This is a genomic window from Azospirillum sp. NS33, assembly GCF_059703765.1.
Genome location: NZ_BAAKJB010000022.1, coordinates 72,021 through 91,276 on the forward strand (window position 1 = coordinate 72,021; position 19,256 = coordinate 91,276).

Sequence of the window (19,256 nt, forward strand, 5' to 3'; positions counted from 1 at the left end):
ATGACCGGGCTGGCGCCATGACCGGCCTGGCGGACGTGATCCCGGTCAGCGTCGTCGTCATGACCCGCAACGAGGCGGTCAACCTGCCCGCCTGCCTGGCGCCCCTGCGGCCGTTCGCCCGGGTGTTCGTGGTCGATTCCGACAGCGGCGACGGCACGCCGGCGATCGCCGCGGCCTGGGGGGCGACGGTGGTGCCGTTCCGCTGGTCCGGGGGGCATCCCCGCAAGAAGCAGTGGTGCCTCGACCACCTGCCGTTCGCCACGGACTGGGTGCTGTTCGTCGACGCCGACGAACGGCTCACCGACGCCCTGGTGGCGGAGATCGCCGTGGCGATGGCGCGGGGGCCGGCCCATGCCGGCTATTTCGTGACGGGCCGGGCGGTGTTCCTCGGCCGTCGCCTGCGCCACGGCGCGGTCAACCGCAAGCTGGCCCTGATCGACCGGCGCCGCGCCGCCTTTCCCGCCGTCGACGACTTCGACGTGGCGACCATGTGGGAGGTGGAGGGCCACTACCAGCCCGAGGTCGCGGGGAGCGTCGGCCACCTGGCCGCCCCGCTCTGGCACGCCGACGACAAACCGCTGGCGGCATGGTTCGACCGTCACAACCGCTATTCCGACTGGGAGGCGGCGGTGCGTGCGGACGGTCGCATGGCGTCGCTGGTGGACCGCGAGCGCGGGGCGCGCCGGCGCTGGAAACGCCTGTTCGCCCGCTTGCCGCTGCGCCCGCTGGCGGTGTTCGTCCACGCCTATGTGCTGCGGCTGGGCTGGCTCGACGGCGCCCCAGGGCTGCACCACGCGGTGGCCCGAGCCTTCTACTATTGGCAGGTCGAGGTCAAGATGCGGGCGCTGCGCCGATGACGCCCGGCGGCCGGCGCAGCGCGGGGTGGGGGGCGCCGGGTGGGAGGGCCCCGGTGCGGTCAATCGGCCGCCAGGGCCGCCACGTCGGTGATCTCGCGGGTGTCCCCGCCCAGCGCCTTGACGAGGTCGAAGGTGCGCTTGCGCACGCCGGGATCGCCGATGCGGTAATAGGCGCGCACCAGTTCCAGCGTCTCGCGCCGGGCCATCGATTCGAACTCGTCGGTTTCCGTCTGCTCCGCCGCGGCTTCCTCGGCGGTCTCGCCGGGGGCCATGTCGTCAAAGAAAAAGCTGACCGGGACGTTCAGGACATGGGCCAGGTTGTAGAGCCGGCTGGCGCTGATCCGGTTCGAGCCGCGCTCGTACTTCTGGAGCTGCTGAAAGGTGATCCCGACCGCCTCTCCCAGCTTTTCCTGGCTCAGCCCCAGCAGCGTCCGGCGCAGCCGCAGCCGTGCCCCGACGTGGATGTCGATGGGGTTGGGTCCCTCGCCGCGGCGGGACAAGGTATGGGCAATCGCAGGTTTGGATTTGACTGCGTTCATGATCGGGCCTCGGGCGTTGGCGGACGAAGGAACAGGTCGTCCCGCGTGCATGGCTCACGTACAAATTTGATGCAACTTTTCGGCAGTATCAACGATTAGTTCCCCTGCCCCCCGGACCGCTTGCTAGAAACGCAACGAAGTTTCTGCAATCGCGCAGCGAAGTTTCAGATACACGCCCGCACACCGTCGCCGCAGGAGCACAGCCAGCCATTGCCCCGCCGTGATGCCGGCGCACGAAAGACGGCCGAGCCCAAGCACTTCGCGGCGGATCGCCGTCTGTTCGCGGCGGCCGACGGCGGGGCATCGCTGCGACAGCCCGCCGGATGCGAAAATGCACACGGGGAAGGGAAGCGTGACGACTCGGGAGGCCCCGTTCAGCACGCGCAGCGTGAAATCATAATCGGCGGCGATAGCCCACCGGGTGTCGTAGCGCAGATCGGCGACCGTGGCCCGGCGGTAGACCATCGCCTGGTGGTGGGTGAACATCCCGAGCGCGGCCCAGCCGTGGCGACGCGCGGGCTTGCGCCGCAGCCGTCCGTCGGCGCCGTGCTCCAGGGCGTCGCCGTAGAGCAGGTCGGCGTCGGGCGCCCCCTGCAGGGCCTCGGCCAGGCGCGCCAGGACCTGCGGGTCCGCCAGCGTGTCGCCGGCGTTGAGGAACAGCACCCAGCCGCCGCGGGCATGGGCCAGGCCCCGGTTCATGGCGTCGTAGGGGCCGCCGTCGGCGGCCGACCGCCACCAGGCGACGGCGGGGTTGGCGGCCAGCCATGCGGCGGTCCCATCGCCCGAGCCGCCGTCGGCCACCAGCCATTCGAAGCCGCGCCAGCTCTGGGCGTCCAGGGAGGCCGCGGTGGCGGCCAGCCCGGGCCGGTCGTCGCGGACCACGGTGACGACCGACAGCAGCGGGGTGCCGGTCACCGTCCCACCACCGCGATCGAGGCGGCGATCAGCGCCAGGTTGCCGAGCAGCGGCCCGACATCCCGGGCGAAGCCCAGCACCTCGAACGGTTCGGGATCGCGCGGGACCACCAGGGTCGACCCCGGCGGCACGGCGGTGACCTCGTGGTTCCACGACGACAGGGAGAGCGGTCGGGCCGTGCCGTTGGGGAGGATCAGGAACATGCGCCCCTCGTCGGCGTGGCGGGTGGTGCCGCCGGCCTCGCGCAGGTAGTCCTCCGGCGGCTTGCCCTCCGCGAACGCCACGGTGGCGGCGGCCAGCACCTCGCCGGTGACGGTGACGGTGAGGGGGCGCTTGGGAACGACGATGCGGTCGCCCGCCTCCAGCAGCGGGTCCCGGTCGGGATGGCGGCGCAGCACCGAGGGGTCGGCCTCGACGACGATCCGCCCGGGCGGGTCGAGGCCGCGGAGCTCCGCCGCGAAGCGCCGCGCCTGCGCCAGCGCCTCGCGCTCACCCGGCTCGCCGGCCTGCTCGGCGCGCAGGATCTCCGCCTCCAGCGTGCGGGCCTGGAGGGCCAGTTCCTCCCGCCGGCGCTGCCGCTCGCGCTCGCGCGTGAAGACGGCGCCTTCGGGATAGGCGTGCTCGGTCAGGCCGCCGGCGCGGGCAATCAGCGACGACAGCCGCTCGCCGCGGCCGACGTCGTAGGTGCCGGGGCGCTGCACCGCCCCCTCGATGGTGACGGCATGGGCCTCCAGAGCCGCCGGCTGCGGGTTGACGCGGACCGCGTCGCCGGGGCGCAACCGCACCGGCGCCGCCATTCCCCGACGCAGGTCGATCGTCCGCCGCACCACCGCACCGGCCTCCGCCACCGTCACCTCGACCGCCGCCGGATCGGCGGCGGGGGTAAGGCCGCCGGCGGCGGCCAGCAGGGTGTGCAGCGGCGCGCCGTCGGCCACCGGGTAGGTCCCGGGGCGCAGGACGGCCCCCCGCACCGCCACGCCGCGGGCCACCAGCATGGCCGCGAGGTCGGACGGCAGCGGCGCGCCGTCGACCTCCCAATCCCAGCCGCCGTCCCAGCCGACCGCCCTCCCCAACGCCGCGCCTCCGGACCCGTCCGCCGCCTCGGGTCCGTCCGCTCCCGCGTCCTCCCCGGCCGGGTCGACGGTCTGGCGCACGGCCGCCTCGGCGAACAGGCGGATGCGGTCGTCGGCGCGCAGGCGCCGGTCGGCCCCTCCGGCCACCACCTCCTGGGGCGAGAAGGGCAGGTAGGCCACCGCCAGGCTCGGCGGATCGAAGCGCTCGATCACCCCCAGCAGCGGGTAGACCCCCGGGCGCAGGGCGTCGCCCGACAGCAGCGCCCGCAGCGACCGGGCCTGCGCCAGGGGCACCGTCCCGGGGTCGCGGACGTGGCCGACCAGCTCGACCATCGGGGCCCCGTGGTCGACGATGGCGCCGCCGCGGCGCACCGACACCGGCCCCGGGCCCGCGCCGCCGGCGGCGGCGCCCAGGGCATCGGCCGCCGGGCGCCCGGCGGCGGGATAGAATCCCGGCCGCCGCACCCCGGTGCGCACCAGCACGGCATGGTCCAGGGCGAACAGCAGCAGGTCCGGCACGGCGTCGAACACGGCGGGGCAGGGCGCCGGCGTGCCGGTCAGGCGCGTCGCGGCCCGTGCGGCCGGGCCGCGGGCCCGCCGTCCGGCCGGGTCGGCGGCGAGGGCGCGGCCCAGCACCACCAGCCCGGCGCACGCCCCGGCCGACGGCGGGTGGCCGCGCAGCAGGGACAGCACGGCCTCCGACGTCAGGAAGTCCACCTCGCGGGCGCCCAGCACGACCAGCGCGTCGCCGTCGACCAGCGGCGGGTCGGCGCGCCCCGCGAGCACCGCGCCGAGGTCCACCGGCCGCAGCGTGCGCGCCCCCGTGCCCGGCTCGGTGGTGGCCAGCGCCGCGAACGGCCGGTAGGCCTCCGGCCCGAGATCGGCCGCGGCCACCAGGGCGCCGAGGGTCGGGGCGTCGGCCAGCGCGCGGGGACCGGGGCGCAGCACGTGGCCGTCCAGGCGCACGACGCCGACGCGGTTCTCGCGGCGGGGCGTCAGCATCAGCAGGTCGCCCGGGCCGAACAGCGGCGCGTCGGCCTCCTCCGGGGTCAGCTCCCGTGCCGATTCCGTGCCATCCTCGCCGATCGACAGGCGCAGCGCCCGGTGCGCGGCGGATTGCCGCAGCGGGGTTCCGGCGAGCGACGCCAGGTCGTCGAGCGACAGGCGCGGGCGAACCGGCGACAGCTCGAACACGGTCGGGCGCGCCACCGCCCCGGCCACCGCCACCGTGGGGCCGAGCGGCGGCACCACCAGGCGGTCGCCGTCCTCCAGCCGGTCGCCGCCGGCCCCGCCCCCGGCCAGGAAGAGGTCGTAGAGGTCGACGTCGCGGCCACCGCCCCCCGGACGCACCAGGCGGATGCGGCGCAGCGAGCCGTCGCGCCGCACCCCGCCGGCGACGATCAGGGCGTCGACCACGCGGGCGAACGCCCCCATCTCATGCAGCCCCGGCCGGGCCACCGCTCCGACGACCAGCACGCCGATCCGCCGCATCTCGGTCATGGAGACGTAGAGCTCGGCGTCGGTCATGACCCGCGCCGCCGCCGCCCGCAGCTCGGCGCGCACCTCGCCCAGGGTCCGGCCGACCGCGGTCACCGGGGGCAACGGATCGACCAGGATCTGGCCCTGGCCGTCGACGACGTAGCTGCCCGAGGACGCCACGTCGCCGCGCACCGTCACCGTCAGGGTGTCGCCGGGTCCGATGCGGTAGTCGCTCAGCACCGCCCCCAGCACGGCGCGGTCGCGGGCCGACGGCGCCTCGTCGAAGAAGTCGTAGCCGAACTGGCGCAGGGGCATGCCGGCGCGCGCCGCGAACGCGGCCTCCACGGGGGAGCTCTCCGGCGTGGGCGGCCCGGCCGCCAGCGCCGGCGACAGGGCCAGAAGCGCCACCAGGGCGACGCGGATGGCGCTGCGGAAGGCAATCATGGGGCGTCTCGTGGCGATCCGATGCGCGGCATGGGGACGTTGTCCGTCGCGACCCCATACATTCGCGTGCATCGGGCGGCGGTGCAACCCCAGCGGCAATCCGGACGGGGCCGATTTTCCGGCGCGCGACCGCAGGATTGCGGCTATGATCGCCGCCTTTGGACGGAGCGGGAGGAATTCCCCCATGGCGCGCATCATCGTGATCGACGACGATCCGCCGACCTTGACCCTGGCCCGCGCGCTGCTGGAGCGCATGGGGCACACGGTTGACGCCGCCTCCAGCGGCGGCGAAGGGGTTGCCCGCTATCTGGAGTGCGGGGCCGACCTGGTGCTGACCGACATCTTCATGCCGGACCAGGACGGGCTGGAGACGCTGCGGCGGCTGAAGAGCCTTGCGCCGACGCTGCCGGTGGTGTGCATGTCGGCCGGGCCGAGCCGCCTGGCCGGAACGGGCTCGGTGCGCGACGCCGTGCTGCGCTTCGCGCGGGAGGCCGGTGCCGTCGCGGCCCTGACCAAGCCGCTGGAGACCCTGGCGGTGCAGCGGGCGATCGACGCCGCGCTGGCGCTGCCGGCCGGTGCCGCGCCATGATCGTGGTGCACAGCGACGCCCACCGGGCCCAGGCGGGACGGGCGGAGCTCAACGACGGCCAGCTCGTCCCCTGCTACGAGACGCCGCGCCGTGCCGAGATCGTCCTCGCCCGCCTCCGGACCCTCGGCATCGGACCGGTGGTGGAGCCGGACGGCCACGGCGACGGGCCGCTGGCCCGCGTCCACGAGGCCGGCTATCTCGCCTTCCTCCGTGGCGCATGGGACGAGTGGGTGGCGGAGCACGGGGACATCGACGCGCTTCCGCTGAACTGGGTGGCGCCGGGCATGCACCGCCGGGTCGTCCCCACCTCGATCGACGGGCGACTCGGCTACTACTCCTTCGACGCGGGGACCCCGATCACCGCCGGCACCTGGCGCGCCGCCACCGCGGCGGCCGACTGCGCGGTGACCGCCGGGCAGCGGGTGGCGTCGGGCGACCGTGCCGCCTTCGCCCTGGTCCGGCCGCCCGGCCACCACGCCGGCCGGGCCTTCTACGGCGGCTACTGCTTCCTGAACAACGCGGCGATCGCTGCCCAGGCGCTGCGCGACGGCGGCGCCGCCCGCGTCGCCGTGCTCGACGTCGACTACCATCACGGCAACGGCACCCAGGAGATCTTCTGGGACCGCGGCGACGTCCTGTTCGTGTCGCTGCACGCCGACCCGCGCCAGGAGTTTCCGTACTTCTGCGGCCACGCCGACGAGGTCGGCGAGGGGGCCGGACTCGGCGCCACCGTGAATCTCCCCCTGCCATGGGGGACGGATTGGGACGGTTATGCCATGGCGCTCGACGCCGCCGCGGCCAGGATCGCCGCCTTCGCCCCCGACGTCCTGGTGGTGTCGCTGGGCGCCGACACCTACGGCGGTGACCCGATCTCGCGGTTCCGGTTGCGGTCGGAGGATTTCCTGCGGCTCGGCGCCGCGCTCGCCGCCATGGGGCGGCCGACCCTGTTCGTGATGGAGGGCGGCTACGCCGTCGACGCGCTCGGCGTCAACGTCGCCAACGTCCTGGTCGGGTTCGAGGAGCGCTGACGGATTCGTGAACGCCGCCGCCGCCGCGGCGCGTTGCCGCGGCGGGCGGCCGCTGCTACCGTTGCACCCTCCATGAGGCCGGCCACGGGAGGAAACGAGCGGTGATCGGCGCGGTGTCGGCCGGCATCCCCTTGCGGCCCTACCCCCTGCCTTCGGACCAGCCGCAGGCCGGCGCCCGGGCAGCGTCGCCGGACACGGCCGGCGCCGCCTCCGCCGGGTCGGCCCTGCAGCGCTCCCCCGACGAGCAGGAGCAGATCCGCAAGCTCCAGCGCACCGACGCCGAGGTGCGCCAGCACGAGGCCGCGCACCAGGCCGCCGGCGGGCCCCACGCCGGCGGTGCCTCCTTCACCTTCCAGAAGGGACCCGACGGCCGCAACTACGCCGTCGCCGGCGAGGTGCCCATCGACCTCAGCCGGGAGCAGGAGCCGGACGCCACCATCGCCAAGATGGAGGTGGTGAAACGGGCCGCCCTGGCCCCCGCCGATCCCTCGCCCCAGGACCTGCGCGTCGCCCAGCAGGCCGACGCGATCAAGGCGCAGGCCCAGGCGGAGCGGCGTTCCGACCAGGCCGAGGCCACCGGGTCCCCGGGCACCGAGGGGTCGGGTGCGGCAGGCACCGACGGGCCGGCGGGCGCCGGCTCCGCCGGTTCCGCTCCGCCGGCCCTGGCGGCGCGCGGCGCCGCGGCCTACGGTGCCGCGGCCACCGTCGCCGCGGCGCGCCCGCCCGTGCTGGCCCTCAGCGCCTGACCGGCCGCCGCCGCGGTCAGCGCAGGCTCGGCGTCGACCCGTCCAGGGTGAGCAGCGGCCCGTAGAGATCGGGGCGGCGGTCGCGGAACACGCCCCAGCTCGCCCGCTGCGCGGCCAGGGCGTCGAGGTCGAAGGTGGCCGTCAGAACCGCCTCTCCCTCGCGCCCGGCCTGGGCCACCAGCTCACCATGCGGGCCGGCGATGAAGGAAGACCCGTAGAAGGTGATACCGCAGCTCTCGGCCTCCTCGCGACCCGTGCGGTTCGAGGCCACCAGCGGCATCAGGTTGGCCCCGGCGTGGCCCTGCATGACCCGGGTCCAGTGCCCCTGGCTGTCCAGCCCGGTGTCCTGGGGCTCCGAGCCGATGGCGGTCGGGTACAGCAGCAGCTCCGCCCCCTTGAGCGCCATGATGCGGGCGGTCTCGGGGAACCACTGGTCCCAGCACACGGCGGCGCCGATGGCGGCATAGCGGGTGCGGTAGACCTGGAACCCGGTGTCGCCGCCGTTGAAGTAGAACTTCTCCTGGTAGCCCGGCCCGTCGGGGATGTGCGACTTGCGGTAGACGCCGAGCACCGCCCCGTCGGCGTCGACGATCGCCAGGGAATTGTAGTAGGCGGTGTTGGCCCGTTCGAAGAAGCTGACGGGGAGGACGACCGCGAGCTCCTTCGCCAGCCGGCTCATCCGGGCGATCACCGGGTGGTCTTCCACCGGCTGCGCCAGCGCGAAGAGGTCCTGCTTCTGGTCCTTGCAGAAATAGGGGGTCTCGAACAGCTCCTGCGGCAGGATGATCTGGGCGCCTTGGGCCGCGGCGGCGCGCACCAGCGCTTCGATCCGGTCGACGTTCGCCGGGCGGTCCCAGGTGCAGAAGGTCTGCGTGGCGGCAACGGTGACGGTCCTCATGGAAACGGCTCCTCAGGGCGATGGGGACGGCACGCCGTCCTGTTTGGCGCGTTTGCGCGGGCGGTGCAATGGCGCCGACCGCCCGGCGGCCGCCGCCCCGGCCCCGACCCCCGCCACCGGCGGCGGCGACCGCACAGTGAAAGATCGGCGAATCGGGTCGTGTTGAAATGCTGTCGCGAGGCCGGCCCCGTCGGATGCTCCGCATACTCCTATATGGCTTGCCGATTTCTGCAGATCAGCCGGACGCGCGTGTCATCGTGTCGGTGCTATTCTCAATCAGGAACACGTGATTTTGTGTGAATTGTTGAAAATCCGGAACCGCACAAACATATCATTGCATGCAGTGACCGGGTGTCTGCGATTTTCTTTTGCGTCTTCGGGTTGCTTAACTAGTATAAACCAAGACAGAGGGGCATAAGCTCCGCCGCCGCCCCGTCCGGGGGACCACACGCTGCTGCGCCCGGGGCGCCGGCAGCGGCGTCGGCGCATTCAAGGGATGGGGAGGGTGTCGACTTGACACCGAACGATGAGATTCAGGCGCCGGCCGACGCTGACGGCAACCTGTCCTACACCGTGCGCGAGGCGCACCGCTCGTTCGCCCGCGTGTTGCAGGCCCGGGTCGGCGGCCATGAGGTGAGCATGGCCCAGTGGTTCTTCCTGCGCGTGCTGTGGGAGCAGGACGGCCTCACGCAGCGCGAACTCAGCCACCGCGTCGGGATGATGGAGCCGACGACGGTTGCCGCCGTGAACATGATGGAGAAGCGTGGACTGGTCCGCCGGTGCCGCAACGAAGCCGACCGCCGCAAGGTCAACATCCGGCTCACGGGCAAGGGGTGGGCGCTGCGCGATCACCTCGCCGCCGCCGGCGACGAGGTGAACGCCCAGGCGGTCGAGGGGATCGCCGCCGCCGACGTCAACCGGGCGATCGCTGTGCTGCGGCGGGTCGTCGCCAACCTCGGCCCCCCCGGGGCGGCTGCCGAGGAGGACGGGGCGCCCGGTCTCGGTCCGATCGACGCGATGGACACCTGATCACGCCAGCCGCGCCCGCATGCGCAGCACCAGGGCCAGGAAGAACGGTGCGCCGATCAGGGCGGTGGCCACGCCGAGCTTCAGCTCCGCACCGGGGCCGGGCAGGCGCACCGCCACGTCGGCGGCCAGGGTCAGGGCGGCGCCGCCGAGCGCGCTGGGCAGCAGCAGCCGGCGCGGCTGCCAGCCCACCAGCGGGCGCAGCAGATGCGGCACGATCAGCCCGACGAAGCCGATGGTGCCGCTGACCGCGACCGCCGCCCCCACCGCCAGCGCGGTGCCGGCGATCACGCACAGCCGGGCCCGGCGCAGGTCGACGCCCATGGAGCGCGCCGTCAGCTCGCCTAGCGTCAGGGCGTCGAGCGCCCGCCCGGAGGACGCCATCAGCACCCAGCCCGCCATCATGAAGGGCAGCGCCAGCGCCACGTGCACCAGGCTGCGGTCGCTCAGCGAGCCCAGCAGCCAGAACACGATCTCGGCGAGCGCAAAGGGGTTGGGGGACAGGTTCAGGGCCAGCGAGGTCAGCGCCCCGGCGAGACTCGACAAGGCGATTCCGGCCAGCACCAGGGTCAGCACGCCGGCCGTCCGCCCGGCCAGCCCGTACAACAGGGCGACCGCGGCCAGCGCGCCGGCGATGCCACCGATGGGCAGGGCCAGCGGCACGGTCTGGGCCAGGCCGCTGTAGAAGGCGACCACCGCCCCCAGGGCGGCGAACGGCGAGACGCCGATCACCCCGGGCTCGGCCAGCGGGTTGCGCAGCAGCCCCTGGAGCGCCGCCCCGGCCAGCCCCAGGGTCGCGCCGATGGCCAGCCCGAGGATGGCCCGCGGCAGCCGGATTTCGGCGACGATGACGGCCGCCGTGGTGTCGGCCCCGGCCATGAGGTCGGCCAGCGCCGTGCCGAGGGTCACCGCACTCGGCCCCACCGTCAGGGACAGGACGAAGAAGAGGCCGGCGAGCGCCGCCAGCAGCGGGTTGAGCAGCCGCGACGTCATGGCGCGGCCGCCTGGCGCAGCAGGCGGACCGCCTCGGCCGTGAAGGGGCCGCCGCACGCCATCAGCGATGACGGAAGGTCGACCCGCCGCCCGATGGCGCCCGACCGCAGCAGCGCGGGGTGCAGCAGCAGGGCCTGGCGCATCGACGGCCGGTCGGGCACCGCCGCGTCGGCGATCAGCAGGTCGGGCCGGCCGGCGACCACCCGTTCCAGGGTGAGGTAACCGTACCCGGCGAGGCCGTCGCGCGCGGCCAGGTTGTCGAGGCCGGCGGCGTCCAGCACGGCGTCGGGGAGTGTGCCGGCCCCGGCGGTGAAGCCACCGGCCTGCCACGTCACGGCGAGTGGCCGTGGCCCCGCCGGCCGCCCCGCCGCGGCCTGCGCCAGCGTGCGGTCCATGTCCGCCAGCAGCGCCTCGCCCGTCGCCTCGCTGCCCAGGGCCGCGGCGACATGGCGCACCTGGTCGCGGATCGCGCCGAAGCTGCGGGGAATGTCGATCTGCAGCACGGGAATGCCCTTGGCGCGCAGCAGCGCCACGGCGGGCTTGGCGGTGTAGCGGCCGGCGACCACCAGGTCGGGGCGGAGCGGCAGCACCTCCTCTGCGGTGCCGGCGGTCCTGGCGATGCCGGCGACCCGGTCGGCGACATAGGACAACGACGCCTGGTCGGCCAGGTCGGACAGGGCGGCGATCCGGTCGCGGCCGGCCAGCAGGACGACGAGCTGGTCGGCGCACAGGTTGAGGGAGACGATGCGGTGGGGCCGCACCACGCCGGGAGGCGCCGCCTTCGCGGCCACCCCGGCGGCCACCTCGGCGGCGGCGGCCCCGGCGGCCGGCAGCACCCCCGCGCACAGCAGGGTGATGGCGACGACGGCGGCGTGCGCCATGGGCAAGGGACCTCTCGCGGCGGACCGACGCTCCCGCCCCCGCGGGGGAAGCCGTACGCGTGGCCGCGCAGACTAGGGGAGCGGCGCGGCGCTGGCAAGCGCCGGGCGATCGGCGTTATGCTCGCCGGGAACAATCACGCATTTGAATTGGGGGTATCCGCGATGCGCATCGGCCTGACCGGCAGCGCGGGCGTCGGCAAGACGACCCTGGCGCTGACGATGGGGGGAGCGCTCGACGTGCCCGTCCTCAACGAGCGGATGCGCGACCGCATCCGGGCCGGACTGAGCCTGCACGCGCTGACCCGGGAGGAGCACCGCGCGCTGCTGCGCGCCGACGCGGACGACCTTGCGGACCGGGCGGAGGCCGCGGTGGACGGCTTCGTCGCGGACCGCACGCCCCTGGATTTCCTGGCGTTCTGGCTGTGCAACGGCTACGCTGCCGACGACCCCGCGGGAACCGGGCAGCTGGCGCAGCGGGCCGCCGCGGTGGTCGCCGGGTGGGACATCGTCGCGGTGTTGCCCTGGGGCGTTCTGCCGCTTCTCGACGATGGCGTGCGCTTCGTCAACCCCTGGCACCAGCTGCACGCCCAGACCGTGATCGAGGGCCTGTGCCGGCGCTGGGTTCCGGCCGACCGCCTGGTCTTCGTGCCGGCCGAGCTGGACCAGCCCGAGACGCGCTGCGCCTGGATCCTGCGGGAGGCCGGGCGGCGGGCACGCCCGCACCGGTAGCCCGCGGCGGCGGGGCCCGGCACGGTCAGTCGTCGTTGTCGGGGGCCGCGGGAAGGCTGGCGCCCGTGAGGTTGGCGCCGGTGAAACGGGCGTCGCGGATGTTGGCGTCGGTCAGCACCGCACCGCTGAGGTCGGCGCCGGTGAAGTCCGCCCCGGCGAGGTTGGCGCCGCGCAGGTTGGCACGGACCAGCGACGCGCCGACGAACCGGCAATTGGTCAGGTTCGCCGCCCACAGCCGCCCGGTCGGCTTGCCGTCCGGCCCCTTGATGTCGACCCAGCCGATCCCGGCCCCGTCGAGCCGCGCCCCGCTGAGATCGCCGCCGCGCAGGCTGATCCCGTCGAGGATGGCGCCGGTGAGATCGGCTTCGCGCAGGTCGGCCTCGGCCAGTTCGCACATGATCAGCAGGCTGTCGCGCATCTTCGCGCCGCCGAGCTGGATGCGCTTCATCGAGGCGCCGCTGAGATTGACCCCGTGCAGGTCGATGTGGGCCATGTCCGCGCCGTTCAGTTCGGCCCGCGCGCCCATGGCGCCGTTGGAGTTGATCCAGGTGTAGTGGTTGTGCAGCGCCTGCTGGATCTGCACCGAGAAGTTCTCGGCCGACCGGGCGAGGTTGGCCCCCGTGGTGTCGGCGCCGGCGAGGTCGACCCCCTCGAGCTTGGCGCCGTGCAGATCCGCGTTGCGCAGGTTGGCCCCGGCCAGCACCGCGCCGGTCAGGTTGCAGTCGCGCAGCACCGCACCCTGGAGGTTGACACCGGACAGGTTGGTGTTGCGCAGGTCGGCCCCGGTCAGGTTGCAGTTCTTCATCGCCGCGCGCATCAGCGTGGCGCCGGTCATCAGCGCGCCCTGGCAATCGGCGCCGTTCATGGACACGTCGGTGAGGTCGGCCCCGGCCATGTTCGCGTTGGTCATGGAGGCGTCGTCGAGATCGCTGCCCGAGAGGTCGGAGCGCACGAAGTCCAGGCCGCCCTTGCCCCCGCTGCCCTGGCTGCCGCCGCCCTGGCTGCCGCCGTAGAGCAGGGCCCCGCCGCGCAGGTCGGCCTCCTTGAGGATGGCCCGCTTCAGCTTGGCGCCGCGCATGTGGGCGCCGCGCAGGTCGGCGCGATAGAGGGTGCAGCCGGACAGGTCCGCCTTGGTGAGGTGGGCGGCGAACAGGTCGGCGTGGCTGAGATCGGCGTTGGTGAAATCGCAGTGCGCCAGCTTCGCCCCCGACAGCTTGCCAGAGGTCAGGTTGACGCCGGAGAAGTTGGCCCCCTCCAGGTCGCACATCGTCAGGTTGGCACGGCTGCCGCCGGACTTGTTCTTCAACCATCGCTCATGCTTTTCCAGCACGGCGACCAGTTCATGAGGAGTCATCGAGGGCGCCCGGTGTTGGCGCCGCCCGGTGGCGTGGGCGACGCAATTCTTCCAACCATGGGGTAGTTTCCTAAAGAATTCTGTTCTAATCGTTAAGGACCCTGCCGCGCGGGGCCGCCCGATCGGCCCCGGTGGGCCGGGACGCGGGCCGGGGAACCGAACGGGGATGCGCCATGAGCGGTGGACACACGGTGACGGCGTTCGACGCCGAGATGAAGCGACTGCACGGTGCCGTGGAGCGGATGGGCCGGTTGGCGGAGGGCAACCTCGCCCTGGCGCTGCGGGCCCTGGCCGCCGGTGACGCCGAGGCCGCGGGCGCGGTGGTGCGCAGCGATGCCGAGGTCGACCGGATCGAGGCGGAGGTCGAGGCGCAGGCGGTCCGCCTGCTGGCCCTGCGCCAGCCCATGGCGCGCGACCTGCGGGAGATCGTCGCCGCCTTCAAGGTGTCGTCCAACATCGAGCGCATCGGCGACTTCGCCGCCTCGGTGGCCAAACGCACGGTGACGCTGAGCGACCTGCCGAGAGCAGCGCCGGTGGCGTCGCTGACGTTGATGGGGGAGACGGTGCTGGCGATGGTGCACGACGTGGTGAGCGCGTACGTCGAGCAGGACGCGGTGCGCGCCAAGGCGGTGCGGGAGCGCGACGCCCGGGTCGACCACGCGTACACCGCCCTGTTCCGCGAGTTCCTGACCTACATGATGGAATCGCCGCAGCAGATCACCGGCTGCACCCACCTGCTGTTCGTGGCCAAATCGCTGGAGCGCATCGGCGACCACGCCACCAACGTGGCCGAGACCATCTGCTTCCTCGTCGAGGGGCACCTGCCGGCGGAGGAGCGGACGAAGGACGACGCCACCTGTTCGATCCTGCCGGAGCCGGGCGCCGCCGGCGCCTGACCCGGGGGAACCCCGCCGCCCCGGCACGGTTGTCCCCGCCGCTACACCACGAACGGGGTGCGGTGCGATGATCACGCACGTGTTGGAATCCGACCATGCCGCCGGCCGGCGGGCGCTCGGCGTCGCCGGCAACGCCGAGCAGACCGCCTGGGACACCCGGGCCACGGAGATGGCCACGCTGGCCGTCGTGTGGCGGCGCCATGGCGCGCTCGTCGAGGAGGCCGTGCTGCCCGCGCTGGGCGCCGTCGGCCTCGCCGGCGAGGCCCCGTTGCCCGATGTCCGGGCGCTGCAGACCCAGGTCCTGGCGCTGGCCGAGGGCCTCGCCGGGCGCGCCGCGGACAGCGGGCGCGACGGCCGCTGGCTGGCCGATTTCGAGCGGCTGAAGGGGCTGTTCGACGCCCAGTGCGGCTACGAGAGCGGCGGCCTGGTGTCGCTGATCGCCGAGCGCCTGCCGGCCGACGCGACCGCGGCGCTCAGCCGCCGGGCCCGCGCCCTGGCCGGTGCGGCTCAGCTTCCCCGGTAGGTCGAGTAGCTGTAGGGGCTGACCAGCAGCGGGACGTGGACGTGGTCCTGGCGGTCGGCGATGGCGAAGCGCACCGGCACGTGGTCGAGGAACGGCGGCTCGGCGAGCGCGACGCCCAGGCGCCGGAAGTAGTCGCCGACCAGGAAGACGATCTGGTAGGTCCCGGCCAGCAGCTCCTCCCCTTCCAGGAGGGGGGCCGCGGTGCGGCCGTCGGCGTTGGTTTCGGCCTGCTTCAGCAGGCGGAAGGCGCCGTCGGCGGCGAGGGTCTGGAGCTCGACGATCATGCCGTCGGCGGGGCGTCCGTGGGCGGTGTCCAGGACGTGGGTGGTCAGGCGTCCCATGGGGCGTCTCCGGTCGCGGTCGGGCGAGGCTCAAAGTATGTGCACTGCAGCGACGGAGGCAAGGGTCGTGCTTGCCGGTCGCCGTTTCCTTCCCCCATGATGATGGTCGGGAATGCCGGCGGGAGGGAGCATGGCGGGCACGGTGCGCTTCGTGATGGGCGGTCGGGTGGTCGAGGCCAGCGGCGTGGCGCCGACGACCACGGTTCTGGACTGGCTGCGATCGACCGCGCGGCGCGGCACCAAGGAGGGGTGCGCCGAGGGCGATTGCGGCGCCTGCACCGTGGTGATCGGCGAGCGCGCGCCGGCCGGCGCGGGCGGACGGCCGTTGCGCTACCGTGCCGTCAACGCCTGCATCCTGTTCCTGCCGATGATCGACGGCAAGCTGCTGATGACGGTGGAGGACCTGGCCCCCGGCGGTGGCGACCTCCACCCGGTGCAGCGCGCGCTGGTCGCGGCCAATGCGTCGCAGTGCGGCTTCTGCACGCCCGGCTTCGCGATGGCCCTGTTCGACCTCTTCCGGGCGGCCGACGCCGCCGGCGGACCGCCGGACGATGCCGCCATCCACGACGCGCTGGCCGGCAATCTCTGCCGCTGCACCGGCTACCGGCCGATCCTCGACGCGGCGCGGCGGATGCATGGGGACCCCGATCCCGCGGCGGCGGAGCGGTTCGACCGCGCCGAGGCCGGCGCGGCGGCGCTCCTGGAGACCCTGGAGCGCCGGGAGGCCCTGGCGCTCGACGGGCCCGCCGGGGTGTTCCTGGCGCCCCGCTCGCTGCCGGATCTGGCGTCGGCGGTGGCCGCCCACCCCGGGGCGACCCTGGTCGCCGGCGCCACCGACGTGGGCCTCTGGGTGACCAAGCAGCGCCGCCACCTGCCGGTGGTGATCCACCTCGGCGCGGTGGCGGAGCTGCGCACCGTGGTCGAGGGGGACGGGCACCTGGACGTCGGCGCGGCGGTGTCCTACGCCGCGTTGCTGCCGGCCCTGGACCGCCACGTCCCGGCCTTCGCCGCGCTGGTGCGCCGGCTCGGCGCGGCCCAGGTGCGCAATGCCGGCACGCTGGGCGGCAACGTCGCCAACGGCTCGCCCATCGGTGACAGCATGCCGGCGCTGCTGGCGCTTGGGGCGGAGGTCGTTCTGAACGCCGGTGGGGCGCGGCGCACCGTGCCGCTGGACGCCTTCTATCTCGGCTACCGCCGGACGGCGCTGCAGCCGGGCGAGTTCCTGGAGCGCATCCGCATCCCCGTGCCGGGCGGCGGGGAGCGCTTTGCGGTGTGGAAGGTGTCGAAGCGGCGCGATCAGGACATCGCGGCGGTGTGCGCGGCGTTCACGCTGGCGGTGGACGACGCCGGCACGGTCATCCGCTTCCGGGCCGGCTACGGCGGCATGGCGGCGACGCCGGCCCGGGCCCTGCGGGCCGAGGCCGCGGTGGTCGGCCAGCCCTGGACCGCGGCCACCGTGGCGCGTGCGGTGGCGGCGCTGGCGGCGGACTTCGCGCCGATCGACGACGCCCGCGCCAGCGCCGCCTACCGCCGCACCGTGGCCGGCAACCTGTTGCGCCGCTTCCACCGCGTCACCGCGGGCGAGGACGCCCATGCCTTGGAGAACGCCGATGGCTGACGGAGCCGACACCGCCGTACGCCCGATCCGCGGCGACGTGCACACGGCGCTGGCCCATGACAGCGCGCGCAAGCACGTGACCGGGACCGCCGCCTACGTCGATGACCTGCCGGAGCTGCCGGGCACCCTGCACGCGGCGCTGTGCCTGTCCGACCGGGCCCACGCCCGCATCCGCGCCCTCGACCTGGAGCCGGCGCGCCGCGCGCCCGGCGTGCATGCGGTGATGACCCACGGCGATGTGCCCGGCAACCCCGACGTCGGCGCGGTCGAGCCGGGCGACCCCATCCTCGCCCCCGACCGCGTCACCTACGCCGGCCAGGCGGTGGTCGCGGTGGCGGCCGAGACGCTGGCGGCGGCCCGCGCCGCCGCCGCGCTGGTGGCGGTGGACTACGACGACCTGCCGCCCCGGCTGGGGATCGCCGAGGCGCTGGCGGCCGGCAGCTTCGTCTCGCCCAGCCTGACCATGCGGCGCGGCGACGCCGCCGCCGCCCTGGCCGCCGCGCCGCGCCGGCTGTCGGGCGACCTCGACATCGGCGGCCAGGATCATTTCTACCTGGAGACCCACATCGCCTACGCCATCCCCGGGGAGGACGGGGAAATGCGCATCCACGCCTCGACCCAGTACCCGTCGGAGGTGCAGCACATCGTCGCGCGCACCCTGGGGCGGCCGATGAACGCGGTGACGGTGGAATGCCGGCGCATGGGCGGCGCGTTCGGCGGCAAGGAGTCCCAGGCGGCCCATGTGGCGGCGCTGGCGGCGGTGCTGGCGGTGCGGACGGGCCGCCCGGTCAAGCTGCGCCTCGACCGCGACACCGACATGGTGATGACGGGCAAGCGCCACGATTTCCTGGCCCGCTACACCGTGGGCTTCGACGGCGACGGGCGCATCCTGGCGCTCCACATGGAGCTGGCGGCGCGCTGCGGCATCTCGCTGGACCTGTCCAACGGGGTCGTCGACCGCGCCATGTTCCACGCCGACAACGCCTACTTCATCCCGGACATCACCGTGGTCGGCCACCGCTGCCGCACCAACACCGTCTCCAACACCGCCTTCCGCGGCTTCGGCGGCCCCCAGGGGATGGCCGCCATCGAGCACGTGGTCGACGAGGTGGCGCGGGCGGTCGGCCGCGACCCGCTGGACGTGCGCCGCCTCAACCTCTACGGCGGCCCGGGACGCACCACCACCCATTACGGCATGACCGTGGCGGACGCCGACATCGTGGCCGAGCTGATGGACGAGCTGGAACGCACGGCCGACTACCGGGCGCGCCGCGCCGCGATCGACGCCCACAACGCCGCCAGCCCGGTGCTCAAGCGCGGCCTGGCGCTGACGCCGGTGAAGTTCGGCATCTCGTTCACCGCCCACCACCTGAACCAGGCCTCGGCGCTGGTCCACGTCTACGCCGACGGCTCGGTCGAGGTGAACCACGGCGGCACCGAGATGGGGCAGGGCATCCACACCAAGATCGCCCAGATCGTCGCCCACGAGTTCCAGGTCGACGCGGACGTCCTGCGGGTCACCGCCAGTGTCACCGACAAGGTGCCCAACGCCCCGCCCTCGGCGGCGTCGACCGGGACCGACCTCAACGGCCAGGCGGCGCGCATGGCCGCCCGCACGGTGAAGAACCGGCTCGTCGCCTTCCTGGCGGAGCACTGCAAGGTCGCCCCGGACACGGTCGTGTTCCGGGACAACCGCGTGGTCGCCGGCAACCACGCCTTCACCTTCGCCGAACTGGCCGGGCTGGCCTTTCTCAACCGGGTGCACCTTTCCGCGACCGGCCACTACAAGACGCCGACGATCTGGTGGGACCGCGCGGCGGGGCGGGGCCACCCCTTCTACTACTTCGCCTATGGCGCGGCGGTGAGCGAGGCCCTGGTCGACACCGAGACCGGCGAGTACCGCTTCACCCGCACCGACCTGCTGCACGATTGCTCCGGCTCCATCAATCCGGCCATCGACCTCGGCCAGGTGGAGGGCGCCTTCGTCCAGGGGCTGGGCTGGCTGACCTGCGAGGAGCTGTGGTGGGACGCCCAGGGGCGCCTGAAGACCCACGCCCCCAGCACCTACAAGATCCCCACCAGCCGTGACCTGCCCGTCGATTTCCGGGTGCGTCTGTTCGACGCCCGCCCGAACCGCGCCGACACCATCCACCGCTCCAAGGCGGTGGGCGAACCGCCGCTGATGCTGGCGCTGTCGGCTTGGCTGGCGCTGAAGGACGCGGTGGCCGCGGTGGGCGGCCACCGCCGCCCGGTGCGCCTCGACGCACCGGCCACGCCGGAGCGGGTTCTGATGGCGTGCGAGGCGCTGCGCGCGGGCGGGTAGGTAG

18 protein-coding genes are annotated in these 19,256 nt (G+C 73.9%); 10 read left to right on the plus strand and 8 right to left on the minus strand.

The features are described 5' to 3' along the window. Positions 1–17 precede the first annotated feature (17 nt). Positions 18–857, plus strand: a complete 840-nt coding sequence (locus AC6H2I_RS19355; protein ID WP_497502327.1) for a glycosyltransferase family 2 protein — start codon at positions 18–20, stop codon at positions 855–857. 59 nt (positions 858–916) lie between these two features. Here the strand turns inward: AC6H2I_RS19355 and AC6H2I_RS19360 are convergent, their stop codons facing one another. The 3 genes from AC6H2I_RS19360 to AC6H2I_RS19370 form a co-directional block, all read right to left on the minus strand. Beyond that, entirely contained in the window at positions 917–1,396 is a 480-nt protein-coding gene (locus AC6H2I_RS19360; protein ID WP_497502328.1) for a helix-turn-helix domain-containing protein, read from the minus strand. A gap of 123 nt (positions 1,397–1,519) precedes the next feature. Beyond that, positions 1,520–2,311, minus strand: coding sequence for a glycosyltransferase family 2 protein (locus tag AC6H2I_RS19365; protein WP_497502329.1), 792 nt, complete (start codon positions 2,309–2,311; stop codon positions 1,520–1,522). Then, a complete protein-coding gene (locus AC6H2I_RS19370; protein ID WP_497502330.1) occupies positions 2,308–5,307 on the minus strand; it encodes an SLBB domain-containing protein in 3,000 nt (999 codons plus the stop codon). Before AC6H2I_RS19370 ends, AC6H2I_RS19365 begins: the two co-directional genes overlap by 4 nt. 184 nt (positions 5,308–5,491) lie before the next feature. On the opposite strand from AC6H2I_RS19370, the gene AC6H2I_RS19375 reads away from it, so the two are divergent. The 3 genes from AC6H2I_RS19375 to AC6H2I_RS19385 all read left to right on the plus strand — a co-directional run bounded on the left by AC6H2I_RS19375 (position 5,492) and on the right by AC6H2I_RS19385 (position 7,670). Next, positions 5,492–5,896 carry a response regulator gene (locus AC6H2I_RS19375; protein ID WP_497502331.1) on the plus strand — a complete coding sequence of 135 codons (405 nt, stop codon included), beginning with the start codon at positions 5,492–5,494 and terminating at the stop codon, positions 5,894–5,896. Further along, on the plus strand, positions 5,893–6,924 hold the full coding sequence (locus AC6H2I_RS19380) for a histone deacetylase family protein (protein ID WP_497502332.1): 1,032 nt from the start codon (positions 5,893–5,895) through the stop codon (positions 6,922–6,924). The genes AC6H2I_RS19375 and AC6H2I_RS19380 overlap by 4 nt, the downstream gene beginning before the upstream one ends. A gap of 101 nt (positions 6,925–7,025) precedes the next feature. Next, positions 7,026–7,670 (plus strand): putative metalloprotease CJM1_0395 family protein, encoded by a 645-nt coding sequence (locus AC6H2I_RS19385; protein WP_497502333.1) that lies wholly within the window; start codon positions 7,026–7,028, stop codon positions 7,668–7,670. 16 nt (positions 7,671–7,686) lie between these two features. On the opposite strand, the gene aguB is transcribed toward AC6H2I_RS19385, so the two are convergent. Beyond that, complete coding sequence (aguB, locus tag AC6H2I_RS19390; protein ID WP_497502334.1) at positions 7,687–8,568, minus strand: N-carbamoylputrescine amidase; 882 nt, start codon at positions 8,566–8,568, stop codon at positions 7,687–7,689. A 513-nt stretch (positions 8,569–9,081) separates the two neighbouring features. Between aguB and AC6H2I_RS19395 the strand changes: the two genes are divergently transcribed. Next, on the plus strand, positions 9,082–9,597 hold the full coding sequence (locus AC6H2I_RS19395) for a MarR family winged helix-turn-helix transcriptional regulator (RefSeq protein WP_497502335.1): 516 nt from the start codon (positions 9,082–9,084) through the stop codon (positions 9,595–9,597). Here AC6H2I_RS19395 and AC6H2I_RS19400 read toward each other — a convergent pair whose 3' ends face one another. Further along, positions 9,598–10,587, minus strand: a complete 990-nt coding sequence (locus AC6H2I_RS19400) for a FecCD family ABC transporter permease (protein WP_497502336.1) — start codon at positions 10,585–10,587, stop codon at positions 9,598–9,600. Next, the gene (locus AC6H2I_RS19405) at positions 10,584–11,468 is read right to left on the minus strand and encodes an ABC transporter substrate-binding protein (RefSeq protein WP_497502337.1); all 885 of its coding nucleotides are present in this window, start codon (positions 11,466–11,468) and stop codon (positions 10,584–10,586) included. Before AC6H2I_RS19405 ends, AC6H2I_RS19400 begins: the two co-directional genes overlap by 4 nt. 162 nt (positions 11,469–11,630) lie before the next feature. Here AC6H2I_RS19405 and AC6H2I_RS19410 point away from each other — a divergent pair, with 162 nt between their 5' ends. Then, positions 11,631–12,197 (plus strand): hypothetical protein, encoded by a 567-nt coding sequence (locus tag AC6H2I_RS19410; protein ID WP_497502338.1) that lies wholly within the window; start codon positions 11,631–11,633, stop codon positions 12,195–12,197. Between the two features lie 25 nt (positions 12,198–12,222). Here the strand turns inward: AC6H2I_RS19410 and AC6H2I_RS19415 are convergent, their stop codons facing one another. Next, complete coding sequence (locus tag AC6H2I_RS19415) at positions 12,223–13,551, minus strand: pentapeptide repeat-containing protein (protein WP_497502339.1); 1,329 nt, start codon at positions 13,549–13,551, stop codon at positions 12,223–12,225. A gap of 173 nt (positions 13,552–13,724) precedes the next feature. Between AC6H2I_RS19415 and phoU the strand changes: the two genes are divergently transcribed. Together phoU and AC6H2I_RS19425 are read left to right on the plus strand one after the other, a co-directional pair. Further along, positions 13,725–14,447 (plus strand): phosphate signaling complex protein PhoU, encoded by a 723-nt coding sequence (gene phoU, locus AC6H2I_RS19420; RefSeq protein ID WP_497502341.1) that lies wholly within the window; start codon positions 13,725–13,727, stop codon positions 14,445–14,447. Positions 14,448–14,514: 67 nt separating this feature from the next. Then, positions 14,515–14,970, plus strand: coding sequence for a hypothetical protein (locus AC6H2I_RS19425; protein WP_497502342.1), 456 nt, complete (start codon positions 14,515–14,517; stop codon positions 14,968–14,970). Here the strand turns inward: AC6H2I_RS19425 and uraH are convergent. Beyond that, the gene (gene uraH, locus AC6H2I_RS19430; protein WP_497502343.1) at positions 14,955–15,311 is read right to left on the minus strand and encodes a hydroxyisourate hydrolase; all 357 of its coding nucleotides are present in this window, start codon (positions 15,309–15,311) and stop codon (positions 14,955–14,957) included. The genes AC6H2I_RS19425 and uraH overlap by 16 nt on opposite strands. Positions 15,312–15,441: 130 nt before the next feature. Between uraH and xdhA the strand changes: the two genes are divergently transcribed. Then, a complete protein-coding gene (xdhA, locus tag AC6H2I_RS19435; RefSeq protein ID WP_497502344.1) occupies positions 15,442–16,929 on the plus strand; it encodes a xanthine dehydrogenase small subunit in 1,488 nt (495 codons plus the stop codon). Beyond that, a complete protein-coding gene (xdhB, locus tag AC6H2I_RS19440; RefSeq protein WP_497502345.1) occupies positions 16,922–19,252 on the plus strand; it encodes a xanthine dehydrogenase molybdopterin binding subunit in 2,331 nt (776 codons plus the stop codon). Before xdhA ends, xdhB begins: the two co-directional genes overlap by 8 nt. Positions 19,253–19,256 lie beyond the last annotated feature (4 nt).

Bases quoted from the DNA above. Each gene is read 5' to 3' on its own strand.
- AC6H2I_RS19405 (WP_497502337.1), bottom strand. From the start codon at position 11,468: ATGGCGCACGCCGCCGTCGTCGCCATCACCCTGCTGTGCGCGGGGGTG.
- AC6H2I_RS19400 (WP_497502336.1), bottom strand. From the start codon at position 10,587: ATGACGTCGCGGCTGCTCAACCCGCTGCTGGCGGCGCTCGCCGGCCTC.
- xdhB (WP_497502345.1), top strand. From the start codon at position 16,922: ATGGCTGACGGAGCCGACACCGCCGTACGCCCGATCCGCGGCGACGTG.
- aguB (WP_497502334.1), bottom strand. From the start codon at position 8,568: ATGAGGACCGTCACCGTTGCCGCCACGCAGACCTTCTGCACCTGGGAC.
- AC6H2I_RS19370 (WP_497502330.1), bottom strand. From the start codon at position 5,307: ATGATTGCCTTCCGCAGCGCCATCCGCGTCGCCCTGGTGGCGCTTCTG.
- AC6H2I_RS19375 (WP_497502331.1), top strand. From the start codon at position 5,492: ATGGCGCGCATCATCGTGATCGACGACGATCCGCCGACCTTGACCCTG.
- AC6H2I_RS19410 (WP_497502338.1), top strand. From the start codon at position 11,631: ATGCGCATCGGCCTGACCGGCAGCGCGGGCGTCGGCAAGACGACCCTG.
- AC6H2I_RS19360 (WP_497502328.1), bottom strand. From the start codon at position 1,396: ATGAACGCAGTCAAATCCAAACCTGCGATTGCCCATACCTTGTCCCGC.
- uraH (WP_497502343.1), bottom strand. From the start codon at position 15,311: ATGGGACGCCTGACCACCCACGTCCTGGACACCGCCCACGGACGCCCC.
- AC6H2I_RS19355 (WP_497502327.1), top strand. From the start codon at position 18: ATGACCGGCCTGGCGGACGTGATCCCGGTCAGCGTCGTCGTCATGACC.
- AC6H2I_RS19415 (WP_497502339.1), bottom strand. From the start codon at position 13,551: ATGACTCCTCATGAACTGGTCGCCGTGCTGGAAAAGCATGAGCGATGG.
- xdhA (WP_497502344.1), top strand. From the start codon at position 15,442: ATGGCGGGCACGGTGCGCTTCGTGATGGGCGGTCGGGTGGTCGAGGCC.
- AC6H2I_RS19425 (WP_497502342.1), top strand. From the start codon at position 14,515: ATGATCACGCACGTGTTGGAATCCGACCATGCCGCCGGCCGGCGGGCG.
- AC6H2I_RS19380 (WP_497502332.1), top strand. From the start codon at position 5,893: ATGATCGTGGTGCACAGCGACGCCCACCGGGCCCAGGCGGGACGGGCG.
- phoU (WP_497502341.1), top strand. From the start codon at position 13,725: ATGAGCGGTGGACACACGGTGACGGCGTTCGACGCCGAGATGAAGCGA.